At 45.2% G+C, this 15,801-nt stretch carries 13 protein-coding genes and 1 tRNA gene; 9 read left to right on the top strand and 5 right to left on the bottom strand.

Annotation, left to right across the window (positions count from 1 at the left end; translation table 11 throughout):
* Window positions 1-198: 198 nt before the first annotated feature.
* Both OCU77_RS12890 and OCU77_RS12885 read right to left on the bottom strand, forming a co-directional pair.
* Window positions 199-275 (bottom strand) — tRNA-Arg (locus tag OCU77_RS12890).
* Window positions 276-322: 47 nt separating this feature from the next.
* Window positions 323-1,456 (bottom strand): flagellar assembly protein FlgT, encoded by a 1,134-nt coding sequence (locus tag OCU77_RS12885; protein ID WP_193391648.1) that lies wholly within the window; start codon window positions 1,454-1,456, stop codon window positions 323-325.
* A gap of 211 nt (window positions 1,457-1,667) precedes the next feature.
* Here OCU77_RS12885 and OCU77_RS12880 point away from each other — a divergent pair, with 211 nt between their 5' ends.
* Both OCU77_RS12880 and OCU77_RS12875 read left to right on the top strand, forming a co-directional pair.
* Window positions 1,668-2,303: a FlgO family outer membrane protein gene (locus OCU77_RS12880; RefSeq protein WP_048898195.1), complete on the top strand. Its 636-nt coding sequence runs from the start codon at window positions 1,668-1,670 to the stop codon at window positions 2,301-2,303.
* 8 nt (window positions 2,304-2,311) lie between these two features.
* On the top strand, window positions 2,312-2,737 hold the full coding sequence (locus tag OCU77_RS12875; RefSeq protein WP_048898196.1) for an LPP20 family lipoprotein: 426 nt from the start codon (window positions 2,312-2,314) through the stop codon (window positions 2,735-2,737).
* A gap of 155 nt (window positions 2,738-2,892) precedes the next feature.
* Here the strand turns inward: OCU77_RS12875 and OCU77_RS12870 are convergent, their stop codons facing one another.
* Complete coding sequence (locus OCU77_RS12870; RefSeq protein ID WP_084711746.1) at window positions 2,893-4,599, bottom strand: ABC transporter substrate-binding protein; 1,707 nt, start codon at window positions 4,597-4,599, stop codon at window positions 2,893-2,895.
* 281 nt (window positions 4,600-4,880) lie between these two features.
* On the opposite strand from OCU77_RS12870, the gene OCU77_RS12865 reads away from it, so the two are divergent.
* The 7 genes from OCU77_RS12865 (at window position 4,881) to OCU77_RS12835 (ending at window position 13,971) form a co-directional block, all read left to right on the top strand.
* On the top strand, window positions 4,881-5,651 hold the full coding sequence (locus OCU77_RS12865; protein WP_048898197.1) for an ABC transporter ATP-binding protein: 771 nt from the start codon (window positions 4,881-4,883) through the stop codon (window positions 5,649-5,651).
* A gap of 105 nt (window positions 5,652-5,756) precedes the next feature.
* Window positions 5,757-6,530, top strand: a complete 774-nt coding sequence (locus OCU77_RS12860) for an ABC transporter substrate-binding protein (RefSeq protein ID WP_048898198.1) — start codon at window positions 5,757-5,759, stop codon at window positions 6,528-6,530.
* A gap of 183 nt (window positions 6,531-6,713) precedes the next feature.
* Window positions 6,714-7,454 (top strand): ABC transporter permease, encoded by a 741-nt coding sequence (locus OCU77_RS12855; RefSeq protein WP_048898199.1) that lies wholly within the window; start codon window positions 6,714-6,716, stop codon window positions 7,452-7,454.
* A 3-nt stretch (window positions 7,455-7,457) separates the two neighbouring features.
* Window positions 7,458-8,135 carry an ABC transporter permease gene (locus OCU77_RS12850; RefSeq protein WP_048898200.1) on the top strand — a complete coding sequence of 226 codons (678 nt, stop codon included), beginning with the start codon at window positions 7,458-7,460 and terminating at the stop codon, window positions 8,133-8,135.
* Between the two features lie 271 nt (window positions 8,136-8,406).
* Window positions 8,407-9,474: an efflux RND transporter periplasmic adaptor subunit gene (locus tag OCU77_RS12845; RefSeq protein ID WP_048898201.1), complete on the top strand. Its 1,068-nt coding sequence runs from the start codon at window positions 8,407-8,409 to the stop codon at window positions 9,472-9,474.
* Window positions 9,475-9,477: 3 nt separating this feature from the next.
* Window positions 9,478-12,636 carry an efflux RND transporter permease subunit gene (locus tag OCU77_RS12840; RefSeq protein WP_107302751.1) on the top strand — a complete coding sequence of 1,053 codons (3,159 nt, stop codon included), beginning with the start codon at window positions 9,478-9,480 and terminating at the stop codon, window positions 12,634-12,636.
* A 162-nt stretch (window positions 12,637-12,798) separates the two neighbouring features.
* Window positions 12,799-13,971, top strand: a complete 1,173-nt coding sequence (locus tag OCU77_RS12835) for a BamA/TamA family outer membrane protein (protein ID WP_053111781.1) — start codon at window positions 12,799-12,801, stop codon at window positions 13,969-13,971.
* Between the two features lie 220 nt (window positions 13,972-14,191).
* Here the strand turns inward: OCU77_RS12835 and grxB are convergent, their stop codons facing one another.
* The gene (grxB, locus tag OCU77_RS12830) at window positions 14,192-14,845 is read right to left on the bottom strand and encodes a glutaredoxin 2 (protein WP_048898202.1); all 654 of its coding nucleotides are present in this window, start codon (window positions 14,843-14,845) and stop codon (window positions 14,192-14,194) included.
* A 105-nt stretch (window positions 14,846-14,950) separates the two neighbouring features.
* Entirely contained in the window at window positions 14,951-15,757 is an 807-nt protein-coding gene (gene xthA / locus OCU77_RS12825; protein WP_048898203.1) for an exodeoxyribonuclease III, read from the bottom strand.
* Window positions 15,758-15,801: the final 44 nt, after the last annotated feature.

The raw sequence follows: 15,801 nt of genomic DNA, 5'->3' as shown, positions 1-15,801 counted from the left end.
AAGTCTCTTTGGCGTAATAAATATAGCAATGGGTATTATATTTTGTTGTGAAAACAGCGATCTATAACTTTAAGTGAGGCTTCAGGAGAGAGTTGAATACTGGCATTATCAAACAGGCATCGCTCAATGCGCGGTATGGGATTTAAGCCGTTATGACGAAAAAAGGCTAGTCATCATTAATGACTAGCCTTTCTAATATGGCGCTCCCTGCAGGAGTCGAACCTGCGGCCTTCCCCTTAGGAGGGGGACGCTCTATCCAGCTGAGCTAAGGGAGCATGGTCACCATTATACGCAATTATTGCTTAAGATTAAGTATTTTGTATCAACGAGTTATCTGTTTGGTGAGCAAATCACCAGGTTGAATGCTTGCTGCAAGATCTGCTCGGTCAACACTGAGCTCCGATGATTTATCATAAACGCGTTCTACCGTGAGTGTCATCTCGGTTTGAACCATGCGGGCGCGGCTAATCCCTTGTTGATCGATAAAGGCGGCGTTGTGCCATAGGCGCAATTGATCACCCTGCTTGACGCCATGGATCCGACCTACATTGGTCTGTATCTTGTCATTAAAAACATTGATGACTTCTGGCAAGCTAGACCGGCACGCTAAGGTTGTTTCTAGATCGAGCATCATATTGCGGCTGGTTCGTTGTACAGCTTGGCCATAGCCTGATTGCCAGAAGCGAGCACTCTTGGTATCGACTTGGCTGATCCGTGAAAAAGGCCATTGAGCGACTTCACGGTAATTTTTTTGAAGCAGCATCTCGCCTGTTTTGCCGTTGATTACCTCAAGTGTGACTGCAAATTGGCGGTTGTATTGATCATCTTGTAATAGTTTTTCATCGACAGTCGACGTTAAATCAGTGATCTCACCAGTAATTAAATACTGGGCATCGTAATCTTCAGCCAGCATGGTGAGTGTATTCGGTTGTTCGATGCGAAAGGGAACACGGGTAATGCCTGATACCACAAAGCTTTGTGATTTTCGCTCGATCTGACGTTGTAGCATCACGCTAAAATCGTCACCGATTTGGTAAATACCGCCCAAAGCGGCATGCTGAGGAGAGGTAAGAGTAAAACCACTGATTAAAATTGCCTTTTTGTACTGTATTTTGTGGCAAGTATTTGCCGATGGATAGATGTCTATCCGTGCCGTGACGTAATAATTGCCGCCTGACTTTTTGGCTTTAACGATACTGACGTTACGCACTTCGTTGCCACTAAACTGATACTCGCTGCGTTCTTGGCTTAAATAAGGGCGTAAATGTGAAAATGAGCTCGCATCGGCACCGGAGTAGAGAATTGCTTGGTACACCGCATCTTCTAGTGCATTGTTACGGGCTGCTTTATCACTTTCTAGGATTTGTGCTTGCCCTGTGACTTCTAACCAAGCGGCCAGTGCTTGAGATGGCACTGCTAACAGCATGAATAGATAAAGCGTGAGTGTTTTTTTCATCATATTCTCAACTTCGGTATGAAAATTGCTTGGGTAGTTGAACTTACTATATAGTATCAAGCTGAAGAAAAACGGTTGTGATTCATTCAGAGTGGATTACAAACGGGAGTATGCAAAGAGTATTCCTGAATATAAAGCAGCTCGCTATAAAGTTTTACTTTTTTTGAACGATAACAGGCTATAGGTCTTTTTGCATCCGGAGCGGGATAGAATGAAAAAGTGGATAGTCGTGTTGCTGTCGTTGTTGACGGCATCATGCTCATACTCGCCGATTTATAATGGTAAAGAACCATACACGGGCAATGAGTTCCTGTTAAAGAAGACGCCTCGCCATACCATTGATTTCTTCATTGAAGGGATGACAGTGCAACTGGTCGAGTCTAATCAGTACTTAACGGCGAAAACACCGCTAGCGGTCACGTCTTTTGTTGATCTTCAGCAGATGGATGAAACCAATTGGCTAGGAAACACAGTGACTGAAGGCTTTATGTACCAGATGCAGCAGCGAGGCTTTACTGTTGTTGATTATAAAGCGACGGGCGCAATTAAAGTCACCAAAGATGGCGACTTTACTATCAGCCGTAACTGGCGCGAGCTAGCTTCAGAGCAACCAGTCGATTATGTGTTAACAGGAACCATGCTGCGCCAAGGCGGCGGTGTGTTAGTGAATGCACGTATTATTGGTATGCGTTCACGCGTTGTTATTGCTTCTGCGCAGGGCTTCTTACCTGCTGACCGTTTAGGCCGTGACTTAGATACCTTGAATAAGATGCGCATGCGTAATGGTGTTATTATTCGTTCTGAAGTTAACGAATTTGACCGCGGTAACGTGGTACTGAAACCCTAGGAGAAACTATGCGTATCTGGATGGCTGCAATTTTATTGCTACTTGTTGGGTGTCAGCCGCTTGTTGAAATTCGTAATAATGATGTGATCACTGCTGTTGGTTATGCATCGATCAGTGAGCAACGAGGTCGTACGCTAGAAGAAAAACAAGTCCGTGCGATGCGAGCATCAAAGATTGATGCATACCGAGAGTTAACAGAACAAGTATATGGTATGCGGATCAGTGCCCGTGCTGGCATGGAAGATCAACAGTTAGGTGTTGAAAACACAGATGGTGCCGTGGACGGTATTATTCGAGGTGCACGTGTGATCCGTAGTTATCCGGTTGGTGATAGCTATGTCACTGAGATGGAAGTTGATCTTAAAACCATGGAAAGAATGAAAGACCATGGTGAGGTTTTCCATGTTCCGTCAAACCAAGAGACAATGTTCTAACGCTGATACGTTGAGCTTACTTGCAAGTGGTACAAAAAACGATGGCACGGCCATCGTTTTTTTATGCCTGCTATTTATAGCAATCCCACCAATGATTTCTAACATCCAAGCCGCTATTTGATTTGGCTATTGTGATGCTTCCATATTGATAATCGCTACTTAGGTCTTAATGCTAAAAGGTGCAATAAACGCTCAGGTGCTTGAGGCCAGATCAGGGGACTTGCCACTGGATTACGCTCGTTAAACCAACCGGTAAAGCGCTGAGTATTGTATTGGTAAAACTGCACGGTATTAAAGAGAGGTACTGTGATTTGCTTGCTGGCGATGGTCTCGTTGAGTTGATTAATAATACTCGCGCGTTGGCTCACTGTAGAAGCGGTAGGAAATGAGGCCAGTAGTTGGTCTATGTCAGGATCTTTATAGAAGTGCTTCGCGTACCTTGGGTACTGTGGTGCTTGATAAGCACTGTTAAATCCTGAGTTAAAGTATTTATACGGGGTGAGTCCTTGCGGGTAGTTAGTGAGAGCCGTGACATAATCCCCGTAGGATAAGCGTTCAGCAAATTCTTCAAAGCCTGTTTGAATATGGGTCGTGCGGATCCCAACGTTTTCTAACATTTCTGCCAGTAACATGGCAGTGGTATTAAAATCCGTCCAACCCGATGGGGTTAGTACCGATAATGTCAGGGGTTTGCCTGATGGTAAGTCACGCCAGCCATCGTCATTTTTATCTTCTAGCTGGAGCTCATCCAGTATTGTATTGGCCCGTTTTGGGTTGAATGTCATGAAAGGGCGGTACTTTTCAGTGATCGCTGTATCAGCCCATGGTGTAAATCGTTGGCTCATGCCTGAAGCAAATTCGGATGGCACACCTTGGCCAAACGCGGCGATATCAATTAAAAGTTGACGTTGGAAAACCATAGAAATTGCACGTCGAAAATCGACCTTCTCTATGATTTGGCGTAATTCATTGTCTGCGACTTTGTAATTGAAGATCAGGCTAATCGTACTCGCTGGCGGGAGCCAGTAATGAAAATCTTCGGAGTAAGACGCATAGTGGCGTTCAATATCGGGAATAAATGATCCCGTCCAATCAAACTCACCCGTTACAATTCGAGCAATAAAGTCATCGTTGTTTTGTACCAAAGGGTAGCGTAAGCAATCAATATGGACTTCACTTGCTTGCCAATAATTGGGGTTTGTGCACTGCTGATAGTGGCTTTCATCCATGGATGTAATGGTGGTAAATGGGCCAGTACCTATTGGTGTCGGGTTGGTATATTTCACAGGGTCTTTTACGTTTTTCCACTGATGTTTTGGCACTATGGGTAATAACACGAGCTGATGCGCAGCTAATGCATTGGCCTGCTTTAATTCGATCTCTATTTCATAATCAGACAACTTCTGAATTGACTTCAGTTGGGTACGGATCGCGTGTGAATCAAGTTCTGGATACTTTTGGATCAAATTAAACGAGTAAAGCACATCCTCGGCAGTGAATGGTTTTCCATCTGACCAAAGCACCCCACGCCGTAGTGTAAATTGAATTCGAGTGAGATCACGGCTGAGGCTATAGCCAGTCGCAAGTCGGTATTCTGGCTTATTATTTTGTAGCGAGTTGAAGATGATCAGCGGTTCAAAGATGAATTCATGCGTTGTTGGCATGCTCAGCAGTGTGAAAGGGTTAAAATTACGTGTAATACGATCACGATACTCAGGGACAACAGTCAGTACGGTAGGTGATGACGCCTGTTTTGAAGTCGGTACTGAAGGGGAAGTGGCGTGAACGGAGGCTGGCAAAAGGAAAGTAGCGAAAAAAAGAAAGGAAAAGCTGTGCCACAAAGAGATAAAAGAGCGTTGCATTATATTTTCATCCGAAACTACGAGGAACAAGACAAAACAGATGATTCGAGCAAGATAAGCTACCGTAAGATTGACCGATTAGCAACTAACCCGTTTGCATAGAAAGTTGTTTTTATATTCATATATATTGAACTACTATTCGCTTTTGATTTGGTTAACAAAATGTTGCCAAATATGCTTCTCGGTGATACCGTCGATAAAGCATTAACAAAATAGCAAAAGATTTTGTTAGTAATTACGAGCAAATTTCCTTTTGATGGAATTTAAAGGAGTAAGAGCGCATGACGGATGCAGTAGCGCTTGAGGTCAAAGAATTACACAAGTCATTTGGTCAAAATGAAGTCTTAAAAGGGATATCACTGACTGCGCAAGCTGGCGATGTGGTGTCTATTATTGGTTCATCTGGCTCTGGAAAGAGTACTTTCCTGCGTTGTATCAATCTACTTGAAACACCAACTCAAGGCGAGATTTGGGTAAATGGCGAACAAATTAAAATGTCCACTAATCGCCGTGGTGAATTCCTTCCTACTGATGAAAAGCAAGTTCAGCGTATTCGTTCCCGTTTAGCCATGGTGTTCCAAGGCTTTAACCTGTGGTCGCATATGACAGTGCTAGGCAATGTCATTGAAGCGCCCATTCATGTGCTTGGTGTCCCGAAAGCTGAAGCGATCGAAAAGGGCGAAGCATTATTAAAGAAAGTGGGTTTGTATGAACGTCGTCATTATTACCCTGGTCACCTTTCTGGTGGGCAGCAGCAACGTGCGGCGATTGCACGTGCGTTAGCGGTTGATCCTGAAGTCATGTTATTCGATGAACCAACATCTGCACTTGACCCTGAATTAGTCGGAGAAGTGCTGGGAGTCATGCAAGATTTAGCACAAGAAGGGCGCACCATGTTAGTGGTTACTCATGAAATGGCCTTTGCGCGTGACGTATCGAATCAAGTGATGTTTCTTCACCAAGGTTTGGTGGAAGAACAAGGGCACCCTGAAAAACTATTCACGAATCCAGAGTCAGAACGACTTCAACAATTTATATCATCGATATATTAATAAAAACGGTGTCAGACACCGAGGGCGTGTAGCCGTTTTCACTTTGTAGAGCACAGTATTTGGGGCATAGAGGCTTTACAAGGTAAACACAACAGGAGATAGACAATGAAAAAATGGATTTTAGCTGCAGCATTAGTATCTGCATTAGGCACTACAGCGGTTCAGGCGAAAGAGTGGAAACAAATTCGCTTTGGTATTGAAGGGGCTTACCCTCCATTTAGCTGGACTGAGCCAAATGGCGAACTAAAAGGTTTTGATGTCGACATGGCCAATGCGCTGTGTAAAGAACTGAAAGCAAAATGTAAGATCGTCGCGCAAGATTGGGATGGCATTATTCCATCGCTACTTGCTCGTAAATACGACGCCATTATTGCTGCTATGTCTATCACTGAAGAGCGTAAAAAGAAGATCGACTTCACGGGTAAATATGCCCTGATCCCTAACAAATTTGTCGCGAAAAAAGGCACTGAAATTGATTTTACTGAAGCGGGCTTGAAGGGGGTTAAAGTTGGTGTGCAACGTGCGACAACCCATGATAAATACCTGACAGATAACTTTAGCTCGGTTGAAATCGTTCGTTATGGTTCATTTGATGATGCGTACCTTGATTTAAAAGCAGGCCGAATTGCGACTGTGTTAGGTGATGCATCGGCACTGGAAGAAGGTCTACTGCACAAAGACGGTGGCGATGGTTACGAATTTATTGGCCCGTCATTGACTGATCCTAAGTGGTTCGGGGATGGATTTGGTATCGCATTACGTAAGCAAGACAAAGATCTCACCAAAAAACTGGATGCTGCGATTCTATCGCTACGTGAAAAAGGCATTTACCAAGAAATTGCTGCGAAATACTTCGCTTACGATGTTTATGGTCAATAACATCGTTATCCAGCGTTAACAATCGGTAAGGCATAAGCTGATTATGCCTTATCACTCTCACTCTCGCTTTCAGCATGCTCGGAATGATTTTAGCTGTTGATGATTAACAGCATCGAGGCTGAAAGTGTGTCTCACTTTCCTTGGTGTTTTAACACTGCTTTTGGTGTGTAAAGGAGTACCCAATTGTTAGATTTAAAAGGCTATGAATGGTCACTGGTGGAAGGCGCATGGGTCACATTGCAGGTGGCGCTATTGTCTTTACTGCTTGCGGCGATATTAGGGATGCTTGGGGCATTAGCTAAACTTTCACCTTATCGGTGGGCACGCGCGATTGCGACTGTGTACACCACAGTGATCCGCGGGATCCCTGATTTAGTCTTGATGATGTTGATTTTCTTTGGCGGCCAAATGCTGCTAAATGACAGTCTTTATAACATCAACGAATGGCTAAACAATTATTTCACCTCGTCTGATCCTAATCACGAGTGGGCACAATATCTGCCTGATTACATAGAAATTAGCCCTTTTGTTGCAGGTATCCTGACGATAGGTTTTATATTTGGCGCTTACATGGCTGAAACCTTTCGAGGTGCGATCATGGCGGTAGACAAAGGTGAGCTCGAAGCTGCCAAGGCATATGGAATGAGTGGCGTGCTGGCTTTTCGACGTATTCTTTTCCCACAAATGATCCGCCATGCTTTACCTGGGTTTGGTAACAACTGGTTAGTGTTATTAAAAACCACGGCACTTGTTTCAATCATCGGGCTTGATGACATGGTACGTAAAGGTTCATTAGCTGCGGGTACGACACAGATGCCCTTCACGTTTTACATGACGGTTGCCGTTATCTTTCTTTTGTTTACGACCTTATCGACTTCAGCGTTGAAGTGGGCTGAGCGTCGTTTCAGCATACACACGAGGTAAGTGATGGACTTTAGTATTCTTACCGAAAGCTGGCCGATTTATCTCGAAGGCTTTTATACCACCTTATGGATGGTGGCTGTGGCCTTAGTGGTTGGCTTGGTGGTCGCGATTCCGATTGGTGTGGCACGAAATAGCAAACATTATTGGCTATCATTGCCTGCTTGGGGCTTTATCTATTTCTTTCGTGGCACCCCATTATTGATTCAGCTGTACTTAATTTATTACGGTCTAAGTCAGCTTATTCAAGTGCAAGGGACGTTATGGCAGGAAGCATGGTTTTGTGCGCTGGTGGCGTTTGTTCTGAATACGGCCGCCTATACAGCCGAGATTATCCGTGGTGCTATTAATGGTATTCCGCAGGGTGAAGTGGAAGCGGCAAAAGCGTATGGCATGAGCACGCTACAAGCATTTCGTCGGGTAATTTTACCCAGTGCGCTGCGCCGTGCGTTACCAGCATACAGTAATGAAGTGATCTTTATGGTGCATGGCTCTGCGGTGGCAGGAATTGTAACCATAGTTGATCTGACGGGGGCGGCTCGTATTGTTAACTCGCGTTATTACGCACCGTTTGAATCCTTCTTGTTTGCGGGCTTGTGCTATATGGCACTGACCTTCGTGATTATCTGGGGCTTTAGACGATTAGAAGGGCGCTGGCTACGCCATTTAAAACCGCTGAGTTGATCACAAGTATGGCAATACACCAAAGGCTGAATCTTTCACGAGATTCAGCCTTTTTTATGGTTATCAGAGGTTTACTTACTGGCTATGCGAGAGCTGTAAGTGAGCCTTAACTGTCCTTATTTCTCATCTTACAGGCACTTTCTTACTATGCGCCACGAGTCCATCCTTGTACTGCAACAAATGTAGTGGCAGTGAAGTCCCATAAAACCAATAAAGTCAGTGACTTATAAAGGCAGTGATGAACTCATTTTTCCATGACTAAGGTGGCAATATGAACATACGCACTGTACTACTTCCTTTAACTTTCCCTTTAATTCTTGTGGGGTGCCAAGAGCAACTGGCGCAAGCTGTCGTGGCTGATATCCCTCAACCTACAGTCAAAACGCAATTAACCTATATCGAAAATATCAATATAGACCGCTCATACCCAGGTTATTTAGAGCCGATGGAGTCGGTTGATCTTAAAGCGCGAGTCTCTGCAACTATTCTTGAAAAACACTTTGTCGCAGGGCAGGAAGTGGAGAAAGGCGATTTGCTTTTTCGGCTTGATAGTCAAGAGTTCGAGCTGGCCTTGCTTAAACTCGATGCAGAGAAGGCCCGTATCGCGGCGCGATCTATGTCGGCACAAAAGAACTATTCTCGGGCAAAAAAGATGGGGCAAGCCATCAGTCAGCAGCAGTTGGAATCCCATGAAACAGAATTAAAACTGACCAAAGCTGAACTGGCGGCGGTTGAACATGAAATTAAACATGCTCAAATTATCTTATCGCGTACTGAAATTTTCTCTCCCATTACAGGGCGGATTGGGCAAACAGATTGGTCTGTGGGGGATTTAGTTCAAGACGGTGAGCTGTTAGTGAATGTGGTGGATGACAGCAAAGTCAGTATCGACGAAGAAACCGTATTGAAGGCCGTTGATGATTACCGTCACAGCGACATTGACTACTCCGTGCACCTTAATTTTGTCGATGGTCGTTACTACGACAACCAAGGTCGACTGGAGTACGTCGACAACACAGTAAATAGCAAAACGGGCAGCTTACAGGTTGGTTTTTTGTTTGATAATGATGATTCCGTCTTTGCTGGTCAATACGCCAAGCTCACCCTGCGTAACAGTATTGACGGGACGTTATTACCAGAGAAAAGTGTAACGGCAGATCCTGCTGGTCAGTTTGTTTACTTGGTGGAAGAGGGCATTGTTGCGCGTCGTGCTGTTGAAACTAAGCCGTTTGAAGGCGATCAAGTGGTGATCACCAAAGGGCTTGCTGCGAACGAGCTAGTGATAGTTGAAGGAGTTCAAAAACTTGCGCCTGGGATGGCCGTCAACATTGAGGGCTAAATCATGGTTAAGTTTTTTATCGATCGTCCCAAGTTTGCCATAGTGCTATCCATTCTCATGACCTTAATGGGCGTGCTCAGCATTATTAATATGCCTGTTGGTCAGTATCCTGATGTCGCACCGCCTTCAGTTAATGTGTTTACCAACTACCGTGGTGCGAATGCTCAGGTGGTGAATGACACGGTTGCCTCTGTGATAGAAAAGCAGGTCAATGGGGTAGAAGGCATGCAATATATGCGTTCTAACAGCTCAAACGATGGTAGCTACAGTTTAGATATTACTTTTGAGGTCGGCTTCGATGCTGATCGTGCTGCTACTTTAGTTCAGAACCGTGTGAATGCAGCGATGCCGCTGTTACCTGATGAAGTCAAACGCGGTGGGGTTTTTGTTGAAAAAGTCAGCCCAAGCATGTTGATGATTTTAACGCTGCAATCACCTAACGGAACACATGATGGTTTAACACTGTCGAACTATGCTTCTTCAAACGTGAAAGAGCGTTTAGCGCGTTTAAGTGGGGTCAGCAAAGTTGACCTACTGGGTGAAAAAGAATATGCGATGCGTATTTGGGTTAAGCCTGATCGCCTCGATGCATTAGATATTACCCCAAGTGAAGTGATTGCTGCTGTCGTCGACCAAAATGCGGTTCGTGCTGCGGGTACGGTCGGTGCCGAGCCCGTGGTGGGTAACAATGCCTGGCAGTATACGGTGAATGTCCGTGGTCGTTTAGCTGGTGAAAAAGAATTTGGTGACATTCGTCTGCGTACTGATGCTGATGGCACCATTATCCACCTCAAAGATGTGGCAGATATCGAGTTAGGGGCCAACCAATATATGGCCGATGCTTACATCAACAATGCAGACTCTATTGGCCTGGCGGTATATCAAGACCCGTCAGCCAATGCAATGGAAGTTGCGCGTCTAGTTAAAGATACCATGGCTGAGTTTGAGCAGAGTTTCCCTGAGGATATGACATGGGCGACGCCATACGACTCGACACTGTTTATCGATGTGAGCCTGTATAACGTTTATGAAACCCTGATCATTGCGGTGCTGTTAGTGACTTTAGTCACCTATGTTTTCTTACAAACATGGCAGGCGACGTTAATTCCTGCCATTGCCATTCCAGTGAGCTTAATCGGTACCTTTGCTGTCATGGATATGTTGGGTAGCACCATCAATACCATCAGTTTATTTGGCTTAGTATTAGCCATCGGGGTGGTGGTGGATGCCGCTATTGTGGTGATTGAAAACGTCGAACGCTTATTGCATGAGAGTGACAAACCCGTCAGAGAGTGTGTGATTGAAGCAATGGCAGAAGTGACGGGCCCTTGTGTGGCATCAGCTGCTGTGCTGTTGGCTGTATTTGGTCCCACGTTAGCCATGCCGGGTATGACTGGTATTTTGTATAGCGAGTTCGGTATTGCGATCAGCATTTCCGTTGTGATCTCAACCATAGTCGCGCTGACACTGACGCCTGCTTTGTGTGTACTTTTAATGCACCGAGGCATGAAGCCACCGGCGTTTCTACAAGGGTTCAACCGTGGCTTTGATCGCCTGACGGCTGGTTTTTCTTCTACCGTGAGTTTTTTGATCCGTAAGCTGGTGGTCAGTGCGGGTATTTTCGCGCTCATGATTGCGGGATTAGCGTTCTTAGGTAAAACACTACCGTCAGGCTTCTTGCCCGATGAAGATCAAGGGGCATTCTTTGCCACAGTGCAATTGCCTGAAGGGGCATCATTGCAGCGTACTCGTGAAGAAATGAATTTATTAGCGGCACAAATTCAGCAAGATCCTGCGGTGGATTTGGTGATGACAGTACCTGGCTATGACTTACTAAATAGCTCGACCAACTCTAGTGTGGGCATGGTTGTTGTAAGCTTGAAGCACTGGGATCAACGCAAAACCGCCGAGCAACATCAAGATGCTGTGCTAGCCAAAGTCCAAGCTGCGATTGATGCCCTGCCTGATGGGGTTGGCTTTGCCTTCTCAATGCCTGCGATTCCAGCCCTTGGCATGGTGAACGGTTTTGAAGTGGTGTTAAAAGATGATGCAGGTAAAGGTCCTGAAGCACTTAATCGTGTGTTGCAAGAAACCTTAGCCAAAGCGTCTGACAAGCCAGAGATTGCAGCGGCATTCTCAACCTTTAGTGTCACCACGCCTAACTTATATCTTGATATTGATGAAGAGCGCGCCAGCTTAATGGGTGTCGATTTTGGTGACATCGTCAATACCATTAATAGCCACTTTGGTGGGGTTTATATCAATGACTACACCTTAGATAGCCGTAACTATCAGGTGATGCTGCAAGCGCGAGCAGACAGCCGTCAGTCGGCAGATGACCTGTCAGGTTTGTACGTGCGCAGTGCCAGTGGTGAAGCGATTCGAGTCAGTAACTTGGTGAATGCATCGATTGTGTATAAGCCAACTAGCTTGTTGCGCTACAACGTGTCGGGCTCTGCTGTGATTAATGGTGTACCAGCGCCGGGTGTTACCAGTGGTGATGCGATCAAAGCGATGGAGGCCGTGCTTAGCGAGCTACCACACGTCTACAACTTCGAATGGACAGGTTTAACGCTTGAGCAGAATAAAGCCGGTAATGCGACAATCATCGCTTTTAGCTTGGCACTAATCTTTACCTACTTGTTTTTAGTTGCCCAGTACGAATCTTGGCTGACCCCAGTATCGATTTTATTGACGGTACCGAGCGCGCTTATTGGTATTTTTGCAGCGGTGAAACTGACAGGTGGAGACATCAACCTGTATACCCAAATCGCGATGATTCTCTTGATCGGGATGGCGAGTCGAAATGCCATCTTGATTGTCGAGTTTGCCAAGTTGTTGCGAGAAGAGCGGGGTTACAGCGTGTTTGATGCCGCGTTGAATGCAGCTAAGTTGCGTTTTCGTGCACTACTGATGACAGCCTTCTCTTTTATCCTTGGTGTTGCTCCTCTCATGATTGCGAGCTCGGCTGGGGCACAAGCGCAAAAAGCGATTGGCTTTGCTTCTTTTGGCGGCATGCTGACAGCGACGATTATCGGAACGCTACTGGTGCCAGTGTTCTTTTACGTTTTCCAAACATTACGTGAGAAATTTCATCGTCAACCGAGTGAGTTGGTAACAGAAAGCGCCGTGATAAATACCAGTACAGATAACGTAAAATAACCCTATCTAATACGCCAGTGGGCACGGTAATAGTGAGCGCGGTGATAGTGGTCGTGTAATTATGCCAGTAGTTACGCATTGACAATGCCGTGCCCACACTCTTTATATGTTTAAAGGAAGGAACATTGACTCGCACAGAAGTGCATCATCAGGTTTTAAAAAATGATATCCAAGAAAGTGTTATCACTGAATATCAGTGCGCTTGCGATCCGTGTACTTGCTATAGGTACCTTGTTGGGCACAAGTACAGTAGCAACAGCTGGTTTTGATGAGTTTATTGATCCATTAGATGGCCGTCTTGATGCCAGCCAGTGGATTCTTAATAATGCTCATGGTTTTATGCCTGTCCCGCTGATGGTGACGGATCCCAGCGTGGGTGTGGGTGGTGGAGCGGCACTGCTATTTTTCCATGAAACGGATGAGCAAAAAGCCAAACGCCAAGCCGACATTGAAAGTGTGTCAGATATTCCGCCGAGCGTGACTGGGGTTGTGGGGTTAGCGACATCAAATGGCAGTAAGCTAGCTGGGGTCTTTCATTCAGGCAATTGGATGAATGATCGTGTGCGTTACTTAGGTGGGCTGTTTGGCGCAAAATTCAATCTGAAATATTACCCGGAAGCGCAATCAGAAGCATATGATTACGATATTGGTGGTTTATATTTCTTTCAAAATCTCGACGCGCGTATTCAAGATACCAACTTTTTTCTTGGGGCCGATTATACCTTGATGCGATCAGACGTGAGCTTTGCGACACCCAAAGCACTCGTAGGGGTATTACCTGCGACCTTAAGCGGTAAAGGGCAAGATGCCAGTGTTGCAATCAAGTTCATGTACGATAACCGCAACAACCAGTTTTCACCGGATGAAGGCACGAAAGCGGGAATAAAAACGTCGTTCCATGATAAGCATATCGGCAGTGATTTTAATTACACCGAGTATCAAGCTTATATCAACCATTACCAACCGATTAATGGTCAATGGACTGTGGCTGTGCGTGCCGATGTAAAATCGATAGATGGAGAGGCACCTTTTTATGCCAAGCCATTTATTGATTTACGAGGTATTCCTGCGATGCGTTACCAAGGTGATGATATGGGATTAGCTGAAGTGCAGGTAAATTATGCCTTGGATAGTCGTTGGACATTGCTCGGCTTTGCAGGCGTAGGGCAAGTGAAAGATAGCCGTTCGCAAAATACGGATGAGAAGATCCATCAAACCTATGGTGGGGGCTTTCGCTACTTAGTCGCGCGTCAGTTAGGCTTTAAAGCGGGTATTGATGTTGCCAAAGGACCTGATGAGTGGGCCACTTATATTCAATTTGGTAGCGCTTGGTAAGGGGAGGGCGAGCTATATTTCGCTTGCTTCAAGCGTATTAACTGTTTCAGGCTTATATGGCCTTGCTTTGAAATGGCCTTGCTTTGAAATGGCCTTGCTTTGAAATGGCGTTGAAATAAAAACGGTGAACATAGTGTTCACCGTTTTAGTTTTTGTCTGTTTACGTGTTCGGCTTAGCTCGTGGCTCGTGGCTCGTGGCTCGTGGCTCGTGATTTATGATTTATACAGCCACATCATCGTACAAGCTGATGCCTGTTAGTGCCGCCACTTCATCGATGTACTTGCGAACATGGCTTGGGAAGTCGACACCCTTAATCACGGTTAAGTTGCGTAAGAACGGGAACAGATTGACATCATCACACGCTAATTCGTTATTGCGCTCAGACGGTAATCGTACCCAGTTCAGGTGCTCAGCCAATGCTTGGTTTAGGCCATCTAAATACTCTTCGCTACGGGCAAAGGCATCATCAAAGTCTTGCTCAATCATTTTTGATTTTTTAGCGATGAACCAATCTTTCGCTTCTTGGCATTGGAACTCAGGTAAATCAATCATCAACCAACGTGGGTAAAGTAAACGCGAGCTAAAAGGCCCAGCGGCATCAAGATAACGTGCAATATCTTCTTTGTGCTTATTGGCAAGCAGTAAAGGATTGCCATCAAGGGCATCAAGATGGATTACGATATCTAAACTTTCAGCCATGAAACTGCCATCCTCTTTTTGCAGGATAGGCACGAGGTTTTCACCTACTTTCTCGATACGTGCATTAATATCGTGGTTTTGTAAGTAGACGATCTCAAGGTCGATTTTTTTCAGCCCAGCGACCATCATCGCTTTAATACAAAACGGACAGTGATCAAAAACGAACAGTTTCATAGCATTTCCTTGTTAGTGATGGCTTATTGTTTACGACTGTCTATTCCGTCAATAAGCCAGATTGAAGGGATGAACATACGCGCAATAGCTCTATTGAGTCAATAATCAGCTAAAAGTAGACCAAATTGGCGCGTGATCAGAAGGTTTCTCAATGCCACGCAACTCGTAATCAACATCTGCTTCTACACAGCGCTCAGCCAATGATGGCGTTGCTAGAATCACGTCAATGCGTAGGCCGCGGTTATCAACAAAGCCTTTTGAACGGTAATCGAACCATGAGTACTTATCGTTGGTATCTGGGTGTAGTTGACGGAAAGTATCAACAAAGCCCCAATCCATTAGTGTTTTTAGCCACTCGCGCTCAATGGGCTGGAAAGAACACTTACCGGTTTTCAACCAGCGTTTTGCGTTTGCCGGGCCAATGCCAATATCATTATCGGCAGGGCTAATATTAATATCACCCATCACAATCACTTCTTCTTCATTGCTATGGTGATCGTTTAAGTAGTGCATTAAGTCAGCATAGAATTTTTCTTTGGCTGGGAATTTGGTTTCGTGGCTAATATTTTCACCTTGTGGGAAATAGCCATTGAGTACGGTGACTTTTTTGCCGTCAGCTTGCTCAAACGTCGCCATGATCATGCGGCGTTGTGCATCTTCATCGTCGGTTGGAAAGCCTTTTTGGACTGAGATAGGCGCTTGCTTACACAGCATTGCCACGCCGTAATGGGCTTTTTGACCATGGTGGTAAACTTTGTAGCCCATGGCTTCAACATCCGCCAACGGGAAAGCTTCGTCGTGTACTTTGATTTCTTGTAAACCAATCACATCAGGTTGATGCTTTTCAATTAAGGCTTGTAATTGATGAAGGCGAGCGCGTAAACCATTAATGTTGAACGAAATGACTTTCATTGTTTTTCCTACCTAGCAAAATCCACAGACTCGATTTAACGAGT

Origin of the sequence: Photobacterium swingsii, from assembly GCF_024346715.1 — a bacterium.
Taxonomy (GTDB): domain Bacteria; phylum Pseudomonadota; class Gammaproteobacteria; order Enterobacterales; family Vibrionaceae; genus Photobacterium; species Photobacterium swingsii.
This window is presented reverse-complemented; position numbering and strand designations above follow the sequence as displayed.

What these genes read in the sequence shown, in the direction of transcription:
- OCU77_RS12865 (WP_048898197.1), top strand. Translation starts at nt 4,881, where the DNA reads ATGACGGATGCAGTAGCGCTTGAGGTCAAAGAATTACACAAGTCATTT.
- OCU77_RS12880 (WP_048898195.1), top strand. Translation starts at nt 1,668, where the DNA reads ATGAAAAAGTGGATAGTCGTGTTGCTGTCGTTGTTGACGGCATCATGC.
- OCU77_RS12835 (WP_053111781.1), top strand. Translation starts at nt 12,799, where the DNA reads ATGATATCCAAGAAAGTGTTATCACTGAATATCAGTGCGCTTGCGATC.
- grxB (WP_048898202.1), bottom strand. Translation starts at nt 14,845, where the DNA reads ATGAAACTGTTCGTTTTTGATCACTGTCCGTTTTGTATTAAAGCGATG.
- OCU77_RS12870 (WP_084711746.1), bottom strand. Translation starts at nt 4,599, where the DNA reads ATGCAACGCTCTTTTATCTCTTTGTGGCACAGCTTTTCCTTTCTTTTT.
- OCU77_RS12875 (WP_048898196.1), top strand. Translation starts at nt 2,312, where the DNA reads ATGCGTATCTGGATGGCTGCAATTTTATTGCTACTTGTTGGGTGTCAG.
- OCU77_RS12850 (WP_048898200.1), top strand. Translation starts at nt 7,458, where the DNA reads ATGGACTTTAGTATTCTTACCGAAAGCTGGCCGATTTATCTCGAAGGC.
- OCU77_RS12885 (WP_193391648.1), bottom strand. Translation starts at nt 1,456, where the DNA reads ATGAAAAAAACACTCACGCTTTATCTATTCATGCTGTTAGCAGTGCCA.
- OCU77_RS12840 (WP_107302751.1), top strand. Translation starts at nt 9,478, where the DNA reads ATGGTTAAGTTTTTTATCGATCGTCCCAAGTTTGCCATAGTGCTATCC.
- xthA (WP_048898203.1), bottom strand. Translation starts at nt 15,757, where the DNA reads ATGAAAGTCATTTCGTTCAACATTAATGGTTTACGCGCTCGCCTTCAT.
- OCU77_RS12845 (WP_048898201.1), top strand. Translation starts at nt 8,407, where the DNA reads ATGAACATACGCACTGTACTACTTCCTTTAACTTTCCCTTTAATTCTT.
- OCU77_RS12860 (WP_048898198.1), top strand. Translation starts at nt 5,757, where the DNA reads ATGAAAAAATGGATTTTAGCTGCAGCATTAGTATCTGCATTAGGCACT.